At 73.5% G+C, this 16,218-nt stretch carries 20 protein-coding genes; 10 read left to right on the forward strand and 10 right to left on the reverse strand.

The genetic code is table 11. The features are described 5' to 3' along the window. From E1265_RS19745 to E1265_RS19755, 3 genes are all read right to left on the reverse strand, one after another. A partial coding sequence (locus E1265_RS19745; RefSeq protein ID WP_347877225.1) for a biotin/lipoyl-containing protein occupies window positions 1-161 on the reverse strand: 161 nt, incomplete at its 3' end. A 5-nt stretch (window positions 162-166) separates the two neighbouring features. Continuing rightward, window positions 167-1,123, reverse strand: coding sequence for an alpha-ketoacid dehydrogenase subunit beta (locus E1265_RS19750; RefSeq protein ID WP_132931806.1), 957 nt, complete (start codon window positions 1,121-1,123; stop codon window positions 167-169). 8 nt (window positions 1,124-1,131) lie between these two features. Then, entirely contained in the window at window positions 1,132-2,193 is a 1,062-nt protein-coding gene (locus E1265_RS19755) for a thiamine pyrophosphate-dependent dehydrogenase E1 component subunit alpha (RefSeq protein WP_132931774.1), read from the reverse strand. Between the two features lie 169 nt (window positions 2,194-2,362). On the opposite strand from E1265_RS19755, the gene E1265_RS19760 reads away from it, so the two are divergent. Then, on the forward strand, window positions 2,363-2,845 hold the full coding sequence (locus tag E1265_RS19760) for an Lrp/AsnC family transcriptional regulator (protein WP_132931776.1): 483 nt from the start codon (window positions 2,363-2,365) through the stop codon (window positions 2,843-2,845). A 68-nt stretch (window positions 2,846-2,913) separates the two neighbouring features. Further along, entirely contained in the window at window positions 2,914-3,534 is a 621-nt protein-coding gene (locus E1265_RS19765; RefSeq protein WP_132931778.1) for a dihydrofolate reductase family protein, read from the forward strand. Here E1265_RS19765 and E1265_RS19770 read toward each other — a convergent pair. From E1265_RS19770 to E1265_RS19780, 3 genes are all read right to left on the reverse strand, one after another. Further along, the gene (locus tag E1265_RS19770; protein WP_132931780.1) at window positions 3,515-3,937 is read right to left on the reverse strand and encodes a nuclear transport factor 2 family protein; all 423 of its coding nucleotides are present in this window, start codon (window positions 3,935-3,937) and stop codon (window positions 3,515-3,517) included. The genes E1265_RS19765 and E1265_RS19770 overlap by 20 nt on opposite strands. A 38-nt stretch (window positions 3,938-3,975) precedes the next feature. After that, the gene (locus tag E1265_RS19775; protein ID WP_132931782.1) at window positions 3,976-5,208 is read right to left on the reverse strand and encodes a nitric oxide synthase oxygenase; all 1,233 of its coding nucleotides are present in this window, start codon (window positions 5,206-5,208) and stop codon (window positions 3,976-3,978) included. A 328-nt stretch (window positions 5,209-5,536) separates the two neighbouring features. Then, entirely contained in the window at window positions 5,537-6,151 is a 615-nt protein-coding gene (locus E1265_RS19780) for a TetR/AcrR family transcriptional regulator (RefSeq protein WP_132931784.1), read from the reverse strand. Between the two features lie 121 nt (window positions 6,152-6,272). On the opposite strand from E1265_RS19780, the gene paaN reads away from it, so the two are divergent. Then, window positions 6,273-7,946, forward strand: a complete 1,674-nt coding sequence (gene paaN, locus E1265_RS19785) for a phenylacetic acid degradation protein PaaN (protein WP_132931786.1) — start codon at window positions 6,273-6,275, stop codon at window positions 7,944-7,946. Window positions 7,947-8,076: 130 nt separating this feature from the next. On the opposite strand, the gene E1265_RS19790 is transcribed toward paaN, so the two are convergent. Beyond that, window positions 8,077-8,295 (reverse strand): hypothetical protein, encoded by a 219-nt coding sequence (locus E1265_RS19790; protein ID WP_132931788.1) that lies wholly within the window; start codon window positions 8,293-8,295, stop codon window positions 8,077-8,079. Window positions 8,296-8,582: 287 nt separating this feature from the next. Between E1265_RS19790 and E1265_RS19795 the strand changes: the two genes are divergently transcribed. Beyond that, complete coding sequence (locus tag E1265_RS19795) at window positions 8,583-9,257, forward strand: HAD family hydrolase (protein WP_132931790.1); 675 nt, start codon at window positions 8,583-8,585, stop codon at window positions 9,255-9,257. 238 nt (window positions 9,258-9,495) lie between these two features. On the opposite strand, the gene E1265_RS19800 is transcribed toward E1265_RS19795, so the two are convergent. The 3 genes from E1265_RS19800 to E1265_RS19810 all read right to left on the reverse strand — a co-directional run bounded on the left by E1265_RS19800 (window position 9,496) and on the right by E1265_RS19810 (window position 12,138). Continuing rightward, window positions 9,496-10,221 (reverse strand): TrmH family RNA methyltransferase, encoded by a 726-nt coding sequence (locus tag E1265_RS19800; protein WP_132931791.1) that lies wholly within the window; start codon window positions 10,219-10,221, stop codon window positions 9,496-9,498. Next, on the reverse strand, window positions 10,218-11,384 hold the full coding sequence (locus E1265_RS19805; protein ID WP_243740953.1) for an HTTM domain-containing protein: 1,167 nt from the start codon (window positions 11,382-11,384) through the stop codon (window positions 10,218-10,220). The genes E1265_RS19800 and E1265_RS19805 overlap by 4 nt, the downstream gene beginning before the upstream one ends. 85 nt (window positions 11,385-11,469) lie before the next feature. Beyond that, the gene (locus E1265_RS19810) at window positions 11,470-12,138 is read right to left on the reverse strand and encodes a DUF5819 family protein (protein ID WP_132931793.1); all 669 of its coding nucleotides are present in this window, start codon (window positions 12,136-12,138) and stop codon (window positions 11,470-11,472) included. 165 nt (window positions 12,139-12,303) lie between these two features. On the opposite strand from E1265_RS19810, the gene paaA reads away from it, so the two are divergent. The 6 genes from paaA to E1265_RS19840 form a co-directional block, all read left to right on the forward strand. Further along, window positions 12,304-13,251 (forward strand): 1,2-phenylacetyl-CoA epoxidase subunit PaaA, encoded by a 948-nt coding sequence (gene paaA / locus E1265_RS19815; protein ID WP_132931795.1) that lies wholly within the window; start codon window positions 12,304-12,306, stop codon window positions 13,249-13,251. Further along, a complete protein-coding gene (gene paaB, locus E1265_RS19820) occupies window positions 13,248-13,535 on the forward strand; it encodes a 1,2-phenylacetyl-CoA epoxidase subunit PaaB (protein WP_132931797.1) in 288 nt (95 codons plus the stop codon). The genes paaA and paaB overlap by 4 nt, the downstream gene beginning before the upstream one ends. Beyond that, window positions 13,532-14,230 (forward strand): 1,2-phenylacetyl-CoA epoxidase subunit PaaC, encoded by a 699-nt coding sequence (paaC, locus tag E1265_RS19825; protein WP_132931798.1) that lies wholly within the window; start codon window positions 13,532-13,534, stop codon window positions 14,228-14,230. Before paaB ends, paaC begins: the two co-directional genes overlap by 4 nt. Continuing rightward, on the forward strand, window positions 14,227-14,718 hold the full coding sequence (paaD, locus tag E1265_RS19830) for a 1,2-phenylacetyl-CoA epoxidase subunit PaaD (RefSeq protein ID WP_132931800.1): 492 nt from the start codon (window positions 14,227-14,229) through the stop codon (window positions 14,716-14,718). The genes paaC and paaD overlap by 4 nt, the downstream gene beginning before the upstream one ends. A 4-nt stretch (window positions 14,719-14,722) precedes the next feature. Further along, a complete protein-coding gene (locus E1265_RS19835; RefSeq protein ID WP_132931802.1) occupies window positions 14,723-15,754 on the forward strand; it encodes a 2Fe-2S iron-sulfur cluster-binding protein in 1,032 nt (343 codons plus the stop codon). Between the two features lie 28 nt (window positions 15,755-15,782). Next, on the forward strand, window positions 15,783-16,218 hold a 436-nt coding region (locus E1265_RS19840; protein ID WP_132931804.1), incomplete at its 3' end, for an aminotransferase class I/II-fold pyridoxal phosphate-dependent enzyme.

The raw sequence follows: 16,218 nt of genomic DNA on the forward strand, positions 1-16,218 counted from the left end.
GGGGAGGGGAGTTCGACGACGGACTTGGCCGTCTCGACCTCCACCACCGGCTGGTCGATCGTCACCGTGTCGCCGACGTCGACCAGCCAGCGGACGATCTCCGCGCCCGTCAGGCCCTCGCCCAGGTCCGGCAGCAGGAACACCTCCTCCGTGAGACCCATGGCGCTCAGTCCTCCCACTGCAGGCGGGCCACCGCCGCCAACACGCGTTCCGCGTCCGGCAGATGGTGGCGTTCGAGGAGCGGCGGCGGGTACGGGATGTCGAAGCCCGTGACCCGCCCCACCGGCGCCGCCAGGTAGTGGAAGCACCGTTCGGTCACCCGCGCCGCGATCTCCGCGCCGGGGCCGGCGAAGCCGGCCGCCTCGTGGACCACGACGGCCCGCCCGGTGCGCCGCACCTCCGCGCAGACCGTCTCGTCGTCGAACGGCACCAGCGTCCGCAGGTCGACGACGCCCAGGTCCCAGCCCCGCTCCCGCGCCGCCTCGGCCGCCGCCAGGCAGACCGGCACCGACGGCCCGTAGGCGATCAGCGTCGCCGAGGCGCCGGGCCGCCGCAGCACCGCCCGCCCGCCGGGCGGGACGTCGGGCTCCAGCTCCCCCTTGGCCCAGTAGAGCCGCTTCGGCTCCAGGAAGACGACCGGGTCGTCCGAGGCGATCGCCTGCCGCAGCAGCCCGTAGGCGTCGGCGACGGTCGACGGCGTCATCACGTGCAGCCCGGGCGTCGCCATGTAGTACGCCTCGGACGAGTCGCTGTGGTGCTCGACGCCGCCGATCCCGCCGCCGTACGGGATCCGCACGGTCAGCGGCAGCGGCAGCGCGCCACGTGTGCGGTTCCGCATCCGGGCGACGTGCGAGACCAGCTGCTCGAACGCCGGGTAGGCGAACGCGTCGAACTGCATCTCCACGACCGGCCGCAGCCCGTACATCGCCATGCCCGTCGCGGTGCCCAGGATGCCGGCCTCGGCCAGCGGCGTGTCCGTGCACCGCTCGTCGCCGAACTCGGCGGCGAGGCCGTCCGTGACCCGGAAGACGCCGCCCAGGGTGCCGATGTCCTCGCCGAGCAGGTGCACCGCGGGGTCCTCGGCCAGGGCGTCACGCAGCGCGCGGTTCAGCGCGCCCGCCATCGTGGTCGTCACTCCAACGTCACCTCCAACGACGCGGCCTGCGACCGCAGTTGTGGTGTCGGCGCGGCGAAGACATGGGCGAAGAGGTCGGCCGGGTCGAGTCTCGGGTCACCGCCGAGCCCGGCCCGCAGGGCCGCCGCGAGCGCCTCCGCCTCCTCCCGCGCCGCGGCCTCGAACTCCTCGCCGAGCAGCCCGTGGCGCCGCAGCTCGTCGCCGAGCAGCGCCAGCGGGTCCCGGTCCCGCCACGCCGCGACCTCGGCGTCGCCCCGGTAGCGGCCGGCGTCGTCCGCGTTGGTGTGCGCGTCGAGCCGGTAGGTCAGGGCCTCGATCAGCGTCGGCCCGCCGCCCGCCCGGGCGCGGGCCAGCGCCTGCCGCAGCACACCCAGCACGGCGGGCGCGTCGTTGCCGTCGACGAGCCGGCCAGGCATGCCGTAGCCGACGGCCTTGTGCGCCAGGCTGGGCGCCGCCGACTGCTTGGCCAGCGGCACCGAGATGGCGTAGCCGTTGTTCTGCACCAGGAAGACCACGGGGGCCCGCCACACGGCGGCGAAGTTCAGCGCCTCGTGGAAGTCGCCCTCCGAGGTGCCGCCGTCGCCGACCAGGGCGAGCGCCACCACGTCGTCGCCGCGCAGCCGGGCCGCGTGCGCCAGGCCGACCGCGTGCGGGAGTTGGGTGGCGAGCGGAGTGCACAGCGGCGCTATGCGCAGCGCGCGCGGGTCGTAGCCGGTGTGCCAGTCGCCGCGCAGCAGCCCGAGCGCCGCGACCGGGTCGAGGCCGCGCACCACGGTGGCGAGCGTGTCGCGGTAGCTGGGGAAGAGCCAGTCCCGCGGTTCGAGGGCGAGCGCGGCCGCGACCTGGCACGCCTCCTGCCCGGTCGACGAGGGGTAGACGGCGAGCCGGCCCTGCCGGGTGAGGGCGGTCGCCTGGGTGTTGTACCGGCGGCCGCGCACCAGCTGCCGGTAGAGCTCGGGCCAGGTCTCGGGGTCGGGCTCGGCGCCGGTGCCGAGCACCCGATGGGGCTCGGGCTCCGGCAGCAGCTCGCCCGCCCGCACGTCCACGGCGGTGTCCACGGCACGTACCTCCCGTCGTCCGGCGGCGCTACTCCGTTCCCCCCTCGCCTCCCTACCGATTGTTCGGTCGACGACGCATCCTGGCTACGGGTCGTGAGGCCCTGTGGACAGCTGGCCCGGTTTGCCGTCCCATGGGGGCAGGACGTCCAGGGAGGGGAGGCGAATCCGCATGGCGGAAGACCAGTTGACCACGGGCCGGGCGGGGCCGGTCCGGCCGCTGGATCCGATCGACGCGGCGATCCTGCGGCTGCTGCGGGCGGACGGCCGGGCGTCGATCCGGTCCATCGCCGAGCAGGTGCACATCTCCCGGGCCAACGCCTACGCCCGCGTCAACCGGCTGCTCGACGACGGGGTGATCCGGGGCTTCGCGGCCCTGGTCGACCACGAGCGGGCGGGGCAGGGGGCATCGGCGTACATCACGCTGAAGATCGTGCAGGACAGCTGGCGTACGGTGCGCAGCAAGCTGGCGCGGCTGCCGGGCGCCACGCACATCGCGCTGGTCAGCGGAGACTTCGACGTGCTGCTGCTGGTGCACACGGCGGACAACCGGGCGCTGCGGGAGCTGGTGCTGACGCGGATCCAGGCGATCCCCGAGGTGCTGTCGACGCGCACGCTGCTGGTCTTCGAGGAGACCGACCTGATCCCCGAATGACCCATGACCGATGAGTTCGCCGCCTCGCCCCGGTCTGACCGGGAAACGACGCGAGGAGAGGCGACACCATGCGGCTGACGTTGACCGAGTTCCTGTCCCTGGACGGCGTGGTGCAGGGCCCCGGCGGGCCCGAGGAGGACCCGTCGGACGGCTTCTCCCACGGCGGCTGGTCCTACCCGTACGCCGACGAGGACTTCGGCCGCCTGGTCACCGGCTGGTTCGAGCGGGCCGACGCGTTCCTGCTCGGCCGCCGCACCTACGACATCTTCGCCGGCTTCTGGCCCGACCAGCGGGACCCGGCCGACCCGGTGGCCTCCCGGCTCAACACGCTCCCGAAGTACGTCGCGTCCACGACCCTGCGGGACCCGTCCTGGGCGCACACCTCGGTGCTCGCCGACGACGTGCCGGCGCGGGTGGCCGAGCTGAAGTCGCGTCCCGGGCGCGAGCTCCAGATCCACGGCAGCGGGACGCTGGCCCGCTCGCTGCTCGCGCACGACCTGATCGACGAGGTGCGGCTGCTGTTCCACCCGGTGGTGCTCGGCGCCGGCCACCGCCTCTTCGCGGCCGGCACCCGCCCGACGGCGCTACGGCTCACGGACACGGCCACCACCGCCTCCGGCGTCGTGCTGCACGTCTACGAGCCGGCCGGTCGCCCCTCGTACGGCTCGTTCATCGCGGACGCGGCGTAGGGGGCCGGGACGACAGGGCGGAAAGCAGTGGGGAGCGGTCGAAGAAGACCTCGTTCCTCGTGATCAGTCCGCCCCTGAGCGAGACCGTGCACACCCCGTCGCATTCGACGACGCCGCCAGGCGTCGGGATGACCGCGTGCCAGTAGTTGAGGAAGCCGTCGCGCAGTGGCCTGACGCCGGTGTTCGTCCACACCCAGTCGGGGTACCGGCCCAACAGACGCCGGAAGTAGGGCAGGATCTGCTCGTGGCCGCGAACGCCGTCGGGAACCGCGGGATCACGGTAGACGGCGTCGTCCGCGTAGAACGCCACGAGCCCCTCGGGATCGTTCCCCGTCCACGCGGGCAGCCATCGGGAGGTGAAGGCCCGGGCCTCGGCTTCGCCGAGCCCTTCGAACGTCGCCATGGTCGGTCTCGTCTCTCATGCGGGACGGGCCCGCACGGCTAGTGCGCGACCGGGCAGCCGGCCGCGCGGGCCCTGGCCTCGTCGTCGAGGTAGAAGTTGGGCCGCTGGTCACCCTCGTCGTAGTAGCGGTGGAAGACCGGGGTCAGGCCGCCGGAGATGGGCGGCACGATCCAGCTCCAGTCGGTCGGCACCCGCCGGCCGGCCCGTTCCTCGCGCTCGATGTGGGTGAGGAAGCGCTGGGACTCGGTGTGGTGGTCGGTGATCTTGACGCCGGCCGCCTCGAACGAGTGCAGCACGGCGACGTTGAGCTCCACCACGGCCCGGTCCTTCCAGAGCGTGGTGTCCTTGCTGGTGTCGAGGCCGAGCAGCTCGGCGACGACGGGCAGCAGGTCGTAGCGGTCCGCGTCGACGAAGTTCCGGGCGCCGATCTCGGTACCCATGTACCAGCCGTTGAACGGGGCGAGCGGGTAGTCGATGCCGCCGATGGAGAGCCGCATGTTGGAGATGGCGGGGACGGCGTGCCAGCGCAGGCCGAGGCTCGCGAAGGCCGGGTAGTCGGGGTGGGTGATCGGCACCTCGAGCACCAGGTCGCGGGGCACGTCGAAGAGGTGCGGCTTGTCGCCGTGCGTCTCGATCACCAGCGGCAGCACGTCGAACCAGCCGCCGGGCGCCTGCCAGCCGAGCCGCCGCACGGCGTCGGTGAAGTCCACGTTGCCCGGGTCGCCGATCACCCCGCCGTCCACGGTGCGGTAGCCGGCGTAGCGGATGAGCTGGCTGTTCCAGACCAGCGGCGCCCTGCGGAACGGGGTGGCGGGCGCGAAGATCGATATCACCGGGCGTATGCGGCCGTGGTTGGTGGCCTGCCGCAGGTGCTCGCACAGGTCCGCGTGGATCTCCTCCGGGGTGGCGGAGGTGCGTCGGTCGAGCACCCGCAGGCTCTTCCAGTAGAGCCGGCCGATGCAGCGGCTGGAGTTGCGCCAGGCCACGCGCGCCCCGTACTCCAGTTCGGCGCGGGTGTGGCGGTAGGTGCCGGTGCGTTCCAGGTGCTCACGGATCTGCCGCAGCCGCATCTCCGTAGGGACCGGCTGGTCCGGCTGCTCCGCGTGGAACCGCCGCACGAAGTCCTCGGCCTCCGCCCAGTCGGGCACCTGCCACGCCCGCGCCGCGCTCACCAACCCACGGCCGCCCTGCGCACCGGCCGCGTTCGCGGCCCCCACGCCATGCGCCGCCGCGCCGCCATGCGCAGGCATGGCCGCCGGAGGCGCCGGCACGGCGCCGCCCCCCGGGCCGGCCCACGCCGGTCCGACCGACTGCGTGCGCGACACCGCCGCCTCGGCCCCCAGATCACGCCGCGCCGGGCCCACCGCCGAAGGCGGCTGGTTCGCCGCCCGCGGCGGCCACCCAGCCGAAAGCGGAGCGGGTGCCTGGGACGTCTGGTCCGCCTCACGCGGCAGCGCGTCCGTGTCTGGCAGGGCCGCCAGAGGCGGGACGTGGCGGTCGGTGTTCATGGGCTCTCCGTGGTCGCCTGCGACTGGTGCGCCACCCCCACGCCGGGCAAGGGTAGTTGATGTCACACGACGGGCGAGCGCGATCACTCCGCTATGGCGCGGAACCGTGCACGGTCGGCTGCCGCAGCCCGTCGAATGCGGTGGAAATGACGGCTTCGACCACATCACCTGAGACGACGGGCTCCCCGGGATGTGGCCGATACCACTCCACTATCGAGTTGATCATGCCAAACAGCAGCCTGGTCGCCAGCCTGGGGTCGACCTCGGGCCGCAGGTCGCCCTCCGCGACGGCGGCCCGCACCAGGTCGGCGACCCGCTGGTCGAACTCGCGCCGTCGCGCCAGCGCCCACCGCTCGGTGTCCGTGTTGCCACGCACCCGGAGCAGCAGCGTCACGTACGGCAGCCGCTCCATCAGCACCTCGGCCGTGCGCCGCACCACCCACTCGAGCCGCGCCACGGCCCTGCCGTCCCGCGCCGCCGGCTCGTCGAGCACGGCGAACAGGCCGTCGAGCGCGTGGCTGACCGCCCGGTTGAGCAACTCCTCCTTGGAGCGCACGTGATGGTAGATCGAGGACTTGGAGATGCCGGCCGCCCGCGACAGGTGCTCCATCGACGTGCCGTCGTAGCCACGGTCGTTGAAGACGCCCACCGCGACCTCGAGCAGGCTCCGCACCGTGTAGGCGTCCCGCCGCGCCGCCGTGCCCACCTGAGCAACACCTCACATTCCTCGCGCCCTTGCCCCGACCGATCGTTCGGTAGCAGTATCCGAAGGACCACGGACACGCCCGCCAGTGTTCCACTCGCGACTCGATGAGGAGTTGGCCGCCGTGACGACCTCCACCACCGCGCCACAAGCGCCCACCGCCGAGGACCACCGCGCCACGCTGGAGGCCGCCGTCGCCGCCGTCCGCGACCGCGCCTTCTGGTCGCCGCACCCGGAGAGCCCGCGCGCCTACCCGGCCGACGAGGGCGCCGCCGCCTTCGCCGCGCTCCGCGACCGCCGCTTCCCGCTCGACGACCAGCCCGGCACCACCGGTTGGGTCGGCGGCGAGGTCTCGCCCTACGGCTTCCCGCTCGGCGTCGCGTACCCGCACCCCGACCCCGACCTGCTGCTGCCCGCGATGCGCGCCGCGCTGCCCGCCTGGCGCGCCGCGGGGCCCGAGACCCGCGCCCTGGTCTGCCTGGACGTGATCGCCAGGATCAATGCCCGCAGCGCCGAGTTCGCGCACGCCGTCATGCACACCACGGGCCAGGCGTACCCGATGGCGCTGCAGGCCGGCGGACCGCACGCCCAGGACCGCGGCGTCGAGGCGGTGGCCCACGCCTACCTGGAGCAGACCCGCGTCCCGACCGCCCCCGTCACCTGGACCAAGCCCCAGGGCCGGCGCGAACCCCTCACCCTGACCAAGGAGTTCATCGCCGTGCCGCGCGGCATCGGCCTGGTCATCGGCTGCAACACCTTCCCCACCTGGAACGGCTACCCCGGCCTCTTCGCCTCCCTCGCCACCGGCAACCCGGTGCTGGTCAAACCGCACCCGCGCGCCACGCTGCCGCTCGCGCTCACCGTGCGGATCGTCCGCGACGCGCTGGCCGACGCCGGCTTCGACCCCAACCTGGTGGCCCTGGCCGCCGAGCGCGACGGCGAGGGCGTCGCGCGCGCCCTGGCGCTGCGCCCCGAGATCCGGGTCATCGACTACACGGGCTCGGCGGCGTTCGGCGACTGGCTGGAGGAGAACGCCCAGCAGGCCGCCGTGTTCACCGAGAAGTCCGGCGTCAACACCGTCGTCGTCGACTCCACCGACGACTACGCGGGGCTGCTGGCCAACCTCGCCTTCTCGCTCGCCCTCTACAGCGGTCAGATGTGCACCACCCCGCAGAACCTGCTGATCCCGCGCACCGGCATCACCACCGACCAGGGCCCCAAGAGCTACGACGAGGTGGTCGCCGACCTGGCCGCGGCCGTCGACCGGCTGCTCGCCGACGACGCCCGCGCCGCCGGGCTGCTCGGCGCGCTGGTCAACCCGCAGGTGTCGCGGCGCCTCGCCGAGGCGCCGGCACTCGGCGAGGTCGCGCTCGCCTCGCGCGCGGTGGCCCACCCGGAACACCCGGACGCCACCGTCCGCACCCCGCTGATCGTCAAGCTGTCCGGCGACCAACCCGCCTGCCTCTCCGAGCAGTTCGGGCCCATCACGTTCGCCGTCGCCGTGGACTCGACGGAGGAGGCGCTGGCCCTGCTGCGCCGCACCGTCCGTGAGCACGGCGCGATGACGGTGCTCGGCCACACCACCTCGGCGGCCGTCGAGCGGGCGCTGGTCGACGTCTGTCTCGACGAGTGCGCGCAGCTCTCGCTCAACCTCACCGGCGGCGTCTACGTCAACCAGACCGCCGCGTTCTCCGACTTCCACGGCTCGGGCGGCAACCCGGCCGCCAACGCCAGCCTGGTGGACGGCGCGTTCGTCGCCCCCCGCTTCCGCTTCATCGAGATCCGGCGGCCCGGCTAGGTCCTGTCCTGTCGATCTTGTCGGATCGGCCCGCGGCGTCAGACGCGGTGCTCCCCCAGGCCGCCAGGCCTGGGCGAGTCGCGGGCCCGAAGAAGATCGGCAGGACAGGGCGTAAGCCCTGGCGCGGGCCTCACATCCCGGCCGCGCGCCAGAACCGCCAGCTAGCGTCCAGCACGTCGGCGTTCCGCTGCTCCCACTCGGTCGCGGCGCGCACCGCGTCCTGCGGGCACTCCCACAGCCGCCCGCCGTTCAGCGCGCGCAGCCGCAACCGGGTGCCGCGTCGACCCGTGACGCGGCCGACCCGGCCGGTCCGCGTGTCGACCACACAAGCGCCCTCCGCCCAGGCCATCGCAGCTCCCTCGGTCCGTCCTGGTGCCTGCTCCTCACTGTGGACGGTTTTTCCCGCGGCCGGTTACGAGTTTCCACCGCATTGCGCAACAGAAGACACCTTCGGGGGACGCGGCTGGAGTGACCGCGGCGCATGCGTTCGAATATCGGCGGGCGCCGCGGCTCGGCGGAGAGCTGCGCGGCAATATGCCGCACGCCGCCCCGGCACGTCCCCGTTTCGCCGACAATCCGCCCGATCCGGGGACGACGCCGTTTCGCGACCCGCCGTGCCGTCCTACGCTGCCGGCCATGATTCGAGCAGTCGTGTTCGACGTCGGCGAGTGTCTGCTGGACGAGAGCCGCGAGTGGGATGGTTGGGCCGCCTGGGTCGGCGCGCCACGGCACACGTTCTCCGCCCAGTTCGGGGCGATGATCGCGCAGGGCCGCGACCCCATGGAGGCCCTGCGGCTCTTCCGCCCCGAGTTCGACCTGGCGGTGGAGCGGGAGAAGCGGGAGGCGGTCGGCGAGCACGAGTGGTTCGGTGAGAACGACCTCTACGCGGACGTCCGGCTCACCCTGAAGCTGCTGCGCTCCGCCGGTCTCACGCTCGGCATCGCGGGCAACCAGACCAGGCGGGCCACGGACATCCTCCGGCGCCTCTTCGCCGGCTACGTCGACCTGGTCGGCTCGGCCGAGACCATGGGCGTCGCCAAGCCCGACCCGCGGTTCTTCGAGATCCTGATCCACTCGCTGCGGATGGACCCGCGCGAGATCCTCTACGTCGGCGACCGCCTCGACGAGGACATCCGCCCCGCCGCCGCGCTCGGCCTGCGCACCGCCCTGATCAGGCGCGGCCCGTGGGGCCTCATCCACCAGCACCACCCGGACGCGGATCTCCTCCCCACGATGCGGATCGACGGCCTGCGGGAACTCACCGACCGCGTCGCCAAGCACAACGAGAACCACCCGGGGATCTCTCACTGAGCCTCCGCGCTCCGTGCTGCACAGCAGCGGCCACACCACCGGCCGGGCCGCGACCGCGGGGCGCCCGTGGCGGCTGCGCCGCCTGGCGTGCGCGCTTCGCGTCCGCCCTGGGCCATCTGCCAAGGGCGGGTGGGTAAGCACGGGCCGCAGGCCAAGCGCCGGCCGCAGGCCGGGCGCTGGGACCGGCGGCCGACGCCGAGCGCGCAGCGAAAGGGCGGCTGGGTGGGGGAAAGACGCGTTACGGAACCGCCGGAGGCGAGACGTGGAAGAGCACCATCCCCACACTCGTCGCCAGGTTGTAGCTGGACACCCCGCCCCGCATGGGCAGTGACACCAACGCCTCGGCGCGCCCCCGCACCTCCGCCGAGAGTCCCGCCCGCTCGGAGCCGAAGGCGAACACCGCGTCGGCCGGCACCGCCACCGTCCTGATGTCCGCGCCGGCCGGGTCGAGCCCGTACAGCGGCCGGTCGTCCGGCAGTTCCGTGACCTCGCGCCGCACCACCGCCGTGGCGAAGTGCAGTCCGGCCGCCGCCCGGAGCACGTTCGGGTGCCAGGGGTCGACGCTTCCGGTCGTGATGACGCCGCCCGCGCCGAGGCCCGCCGCCAGGCGGATGACGGCGCCGATGTTGCCGAGGTGGCGCGGGTCGTCGAGCACCACCACCGGCGCCCCGGGCACCGGTTCCCGCGTGGCCGGCCTCCTGGCCAGCGCCGCGACGCCCGTCGGGTGCGGGCGCGCGACCAGCCGGGCGAGTCCGTCCACCCCGACCTCGACGAGCAGTGCTTCGAGCCGCTCCACGACGTCGGGCGCGAGCTCGGCCGCGAGGCGCAGCGCCGCCGCCCGGTCCGCCGTGACCGCGATCGGCACCTCGGCGCCGAACCGCAGCGCGTGCTTCAGCGTGTGGAAGCCGTCGAGCAGCACGGTGTCGTCGGCCGGGTTCCACCGCGCCGCGAGGACCTCGCTCATCCGTCCCTGGCCCACTCCGGCCGCCGTTCCTCGACGACCGGCGCCTCGACGGCCGCCGTCTCGTCCCGGCGCCGGTCGCGCGTCCGCGCCCGCAGGGCGCGGACCCGCCGTTCCACCCACAGCAGGAAGACGGTCGGCAGGAAGACGCTGTCCATCGCGATCATGGCGAGCGAGAAGAACGGCAGGCCCATCAGCACCGCGATCCCGAGGTGCTCGGCGATCATGATCACCAGCAGCACGTTCTTGGCCCGCCGGTTGAGCAGCGCGAAGACGAACGCCACCTGCACGAAGACCGTGCCGTAGCTCATGGCGAGGACCAGCAGCCCGCTGCCGGAGAGGAACTCGGTGAGCTCGGGCCACGGGTTGAAGTAGTCCAGGTGCATCGGGTAGTACGCGGCGGTGCCGTCCTGCCAGCGCGTGCCCTGGATCTTGTACCAGCCGGCGGTGCCGTAGATGATGCAGACCTCGGCCATGATCACGAGCAGCGTGGCGTTGTGCACCAGGTTGGCGATGATGTCCGAGACGATCCGCGCCTCGCCGCCGCCGTGCCGGCGCACCAGCCACCAGAAGCCGTGCGCCAGCCAGAGGCCGGCGAAGAACAGCGACCAGACCGGGCTCGCCAGCTTGCCGCCGACGACGACGCCTACCAGCGTCAGGCCGAGCACTGCCCACAGCACGATGCCGACCGGGTCCGCCGGGTGTTCGCGCCCGCTCGCGCGCCGGCGCGCGTCCAGCGACCACACCTGGCCGCACCGCACCAGCACCAGGTACATGGCCATCAGGTGGATGACGTTGTCGCCGCCGTCGCCCATGAAGATGCTGCGGTTCTGTACCGACAGCACCCCGATCATGAACAGCACCGACATGGCCCGGGTGCGCCAGCCGAGCAGCAGGCCGACGGCGGCGGCGATCGCCAGGTGGTAGACGAACTCGAACCACAGCGTGGAGTCCGACCACAGCAGCACGGTGAACGCGCCGTTGTTGTCGACGAACCGGGTGGCCAGGTCGAAGCCCCAGGGGCTGTCGGGGCCGTAGAGCTCGCGCCGGTTGGGCCACTCGCGCAGCAGGAAGAGCAGCATCGTCGTCGCGAAGCCGATCCGCACCATCGCCGTCTGGTACGGGCCGAGCGCGCGCCGCGTGACGTTGCCGATGCCGCGGCCGATCCACGCGTCGAAGCGCGCGCCGAGGCCCTGCCGCTCGTCGTCGGCCTCCGCCGCGGTCGCGCTCCGTTGAGCCGGAACCGTCACGTCACTCACCCCCGCCCGGCAGGTCGGCCGGCGTCACGTCCCACCAGGCCAGTTCCTCGTAGGTGGTGTCGGTCTCGAAGTCCTCGCTGCGCCAGGCCGGCGCCGGCACCCGGGTCAGCGCCTCGCGCAGTTGGAGGCGGGTGATGTCGCCCACCTCGATGCCGCTCTCCTGGAGCCGCAGCAACGCGATGCGGCGCATGTACGACTCGGAGAGCTCGCCGCGCAGCCCGACCGGCTCGCCGTCCTCGTTGTGCGCGCCGGTGTAGAAGTCCCAGCCGCGGCGCAGCAGGTTCTGGTCGGCGTGGCTGGGGGCGGGGTTGTGCTCGATGGCGTCGATGTCCATGGCGGTGAGGTCGATCCAGTCGGTGATCTGGCCGTCGATCTCGGCGCGCGCGTGCACGGCGACGTTGCGCTGGAGCGGGTTGGGCGCGAACAGCTTCCAGTTCTGCTCGAACTCCGGGTACATGTACCCGCGCACGGTCTCCCGGTACTCCTCGTTGACCGTGTTGGAGGGCGCGACGAAGAGGAAGATCGCGGCCAGGTGCCAGACGGCGAAGGTGCCGAGCGCGCCGAGCGTCAGGGCGATGACCAGCCGGGACGTGAGCGAGAGGGCGCTCAGCTGAACGGTCTCGGTGGGCGGATCGCCCCTCGTGTCGTCGGTTGGCAGCATGCTCGCCCCGTTCCCCCGGTACCGCAGTGGCTTGACCGCAGCACCGTACCTGTACGCCGGCGACCTTGACACACCGGAGCCGTCGGATCACCATCGAAGCATCGCCGAACCGAACGATCGGTCGGTAGCCGTGGTGCGGGCGACACGCCAGGGGAGGCCCAGCCGATGGAGCAATCGACGACGCCGACGCGGGAGCTGGCGGACCGCTTCGCCCGCACCGTCGCCGCCGACGAGCGGATCGAGCCGCGCGACTGGATGCCCGACGGCTACCGCGCCACGCTGCTCCGCCAGATCGCCCAGCACGCGCACTCCGAGATCATCGGCATGCAGCCGGAGGCCAACTGGATCACCCGCGCCCCCTCGCTGCGCCGCAAGGCCATCCTGATCGCCAAGGTCCAGGACGAGGCGGGGCACGGCCTCTACCTCTACTCGGCCGCCGAGACGCTGGGCGCGAGCCGCGACGAGTTACTCGACGGGCTGCACTCGGGCCGCCACAAGTACTCGTCGATCTTCAACTACCCGACCCTCACCTGGGCCGACGTCAGCGCCATCGGCTGGCTGGTGGACGGCGCCGCCATCACCAACCAGGTGCCGCTGTGCCGCTGCTCCTACGGCCCGTACGCCCGGGCGATGACCCGGATCTGCAAGGAGGAGTCGTTCCACCAGCGGCAGGGGTACGAGTCACTGCACGTCCTGGCCCACGGCACGCCGGCGCAGCGCGAGATGGCGCAGGACGCGGTGGACCGCTGGTGGTGGCCCTCGCTGATGATGTTCGGGCCGCCGGACGACGAGTCGCCGCGCACCGCGCAGTCGATGGCCTGGCGGATCAAGCGGCACACCAACGACGAGCTGCGGCAGCGCTTCGTGGACATCTGCGTGCCGCAGGCCGAGGCGCTCGGCCTCACCCTCCCCGACCCGGAGTTGCGGTGGAACGACGAGCGGGGCCACTACGATTTCGGGCCGATCGACTGGGCGGAGTTCCGGGCGGTGCTGCGCGGCGACGGGCCGTGCAACGAGCAGCGCATCGGCCAGCGCCGGGCCGCGCATGCCGAGGGCGCCTGGGTCCGCGAGGCGGCGGCCGCCTACGCCGGCAAGCACGGGCTCGCGGCATGACGGGCGCCGACTGGCCGCTGTGGGAGGTCTTCGTCCGGCCGCGCCGCGGCCTCGCCCACACCCATGCCGGCAGCCTGCACGCCCCGGACGCCGAGGTGGCGCTGCGCAACGCCCGCGACCTCTACACGCGGCGCGGCGAGGGCGTCTCCATCTGGGTGGTCCCGGCCGCCGCCATCGCCGCCACCTCGCCCGACGAGCGCGACCCGTTCTTCGCCCCGGCCGCCGACAAGCCCTACCGCCACCCCACCTTCTACGCGGTGCCGGACGGGGTGCGTCACCTGTGACGCCTCCGACGGCCACCCTCGCCCTGGCCGACGACGCGCTGATCCTCTCCCACCGGCTCGCCGAATGGGCTGGCCACGCCCCGGTGTTGGAGGAGGAGGTGGCGCTGGCCAACCTGGCCCTCGACCTGCTCGGCCAGGCCCGCACCCTGCTCTCGCTCCTCGGCGACGAGGACGAGCTGGCCTACCGCCGCGAGGAACGCGCCTTCACCAACACTCAGTTGGTCGAGCAGCCGAACGGCGACTTCGCCCACACCATCGCCCGCCAGCTCTACTACGCCACCTTCCAGCAGCTGCTCTTCGGCCGACTCGCCGTCCTGGACAGCGAGCTGACCCCGCTCGCCGTCAAGGCCGGCCCCGAGACGGCCTACCACCGCGACCACGCCGTCACCTGGACGCTGCGTCTCGGCGACGGCACGGCCGAGAGCCACGCCCGCATGCAGCGGGCCGTCGACGCCCTCTGGCGCTACACCGGCGAGCTGTTCCACCCGCTGCCCGGCCTGCCGGAGCTCGACCACCGCGCCCTGGAAGCCGACTGGCTGGCCCGGGTCTCCGAGGTCCTGACCACCGCCACCCTCGCCGTCCCCGGCACCCCCCGCGGCGGCACCGGCCGACGTGGCCTGCACAGCGAGTCCTTCGGTCGGCTGCTGGCCGAGATGCAACACCTCCACCGAAGCCACCCGGGAGCCACGTGGTGACCGGGCCGAGCGAGGCGACTGGCCCGAGCGATGCCGCGCTGCGCGCGGCGGCCGGCGCCGTGCCGGATCCCGAGCTGCCGGTGGTCACCCTCGCCGACCTCGGCGTGCTCCGCGCGCTGCGCCGACTCCCCGACGGCGGCGTCGAGGTAGACCTCACCCCCACCTACACCGGCTGCCCGGCCGTCGAGACCATGGCCGCCGACCTCCGCGCCGCGCTCCTCGCCGCCGGCGCCCGCCGCGTCGCCGTCCGCACCGTGCTGACCCCGCCCTGGTCGACCGACGACATCACCCCCGAGGGCCGCCGCAAGCTCGCCGCCGCGAACATCGCCCCGCCCCGGCCCACCGGGACCGTCCTCATCCCGCTGAGCTGCCCCAACTGCGGCAGCGAGCACACCACCCTGCTGAGCCGCTTCTCGGCCACCGCCTGCCTGGCCCTGCGCCGCTGCGCCGCCTGCGCCGAGCCCTTCGACCACGTCAAGGAGCGGTGAGCCCATGCGTTTCCACCCCCTCACCGTGACCCGCCGGGCCGACCTCACCGAGGACTCGGTCGCCCTCACCCTGGCCGTGCCGCCGCAGCTCGCCGAGACCTTCCGGCACCTGCCTGGCCAGCACCTCACCGTCCGGCACGGCACCGCCCGCCGCACCTACTCCATCGCCTCCCCGCCCGGCGAGCCCGAACTCACCATCGGCGTCCGCCACATCCCCGGCGGCCTCTTCTCCCACCACGCCCTGGCCGGCATCGCCCCCGGCGCCATCCTGCACGTCCTGCCGCCCACCGGCCGGTTCACCCTCGCCCCACGCCCCGGCCACTTCGCCGCCATCACCGGCGGCAGCGGCATCACGCCCGTCCTCGCCATGGCCGCCACCCTGCTCGACCGCGAGCCCACCGCCCGCTTCACCCTGCTCCGCGCCGAACGGGACGCGGCCAGCGCGATGTTCATCGACGAGGTCGCCGACCTCAAGGACCGCCACCCCGACCGGCTCCAACTCCTGCACGCCCTCAGCCGCGAGGAACGCCACACCGGGCCGGCCACCGGCCGCCTCACCGAGCCCCGGCTGCGTCGGCTGCTGCCCGCGCTGCTCCCCGTCGACCGCGTCGACGGCTGGTACCTCTGCGGCCCGCTCGGCCTCGTCGACACGGCCACAACGGCCCTGCGGGCGCTCGGCGTTCCCCAACGGCTCGTCCACACCGAGTTGTTCCACGTGAAACCGGCCCCCGCGCCCCCGCCGTCGTCCGCGCCGACGGCCGCGAGCACCCTCACCGCCACCCTCGACGGCCGCCGCGCCAGCTGGCCCCTCGCCCCGGGCGACACCCTGCTGACCGCCGTCCTCCGCAACCGCCCCGACGCCCCCTACGCCTGCCGGGGCGGCGTCTGCGGCACCTGCCGCGCCCGCCTCGTCAGCGGCGAGGTGTCGATGGACCGCAACTTCGCCCTGGAGCCGGGCGAGCTCTCCGCCGGCTATGTCCTCGCCTGCCAGTCCCGACCCCGCACCCCCGCCGTCGAGCTCGACTTCGACGCGTGACCCCGCCCGCCCGGCCTAAGATCGCCCCATGGAGACGAGCGGCAGGCCACTGCTGAACCGCGGGCTGGACGGGCTCGGGACGACGATCTTCGCGGAGATGTCGGCGCTGGCGACCGCGACCGGCGCGATCAACCTGGGCCAGGGCTTCCCCGACACCGACGGCCCCGAGGCCGTCCGCGAGGCCGCCGTGCGCGCCATCCGCGAGGGCCACGGCAACCAGTACCCGCCGGGCCCCGGCATCCCCGAGCTCCGCGCGGCCATCGCCGACCACCAGCGCCGCCGCTACGACCTGGCCCTCGACCCCGACACCGACGTCCTGGTCACCGCCGGCGCCACCGAGGCGATCGCCGCCAGCATGCTCGCGCTCCTCGAACCGGGCGACGAGGTGATCGCCTTCGAGCCCTTCTACGACTCCTACGCCGCCTGCATCGCCATGGCCGGCGCCAGCCGCGTCCCCCTCACCC

Source organism: Streptomyces sp. 8K308, from assembly GCF_004348315.1.
GTDB lineage: Bacteria > Actinomycetota > Actinomycetes > Streptomycetales > Streptomycetaceae > Streptomyces.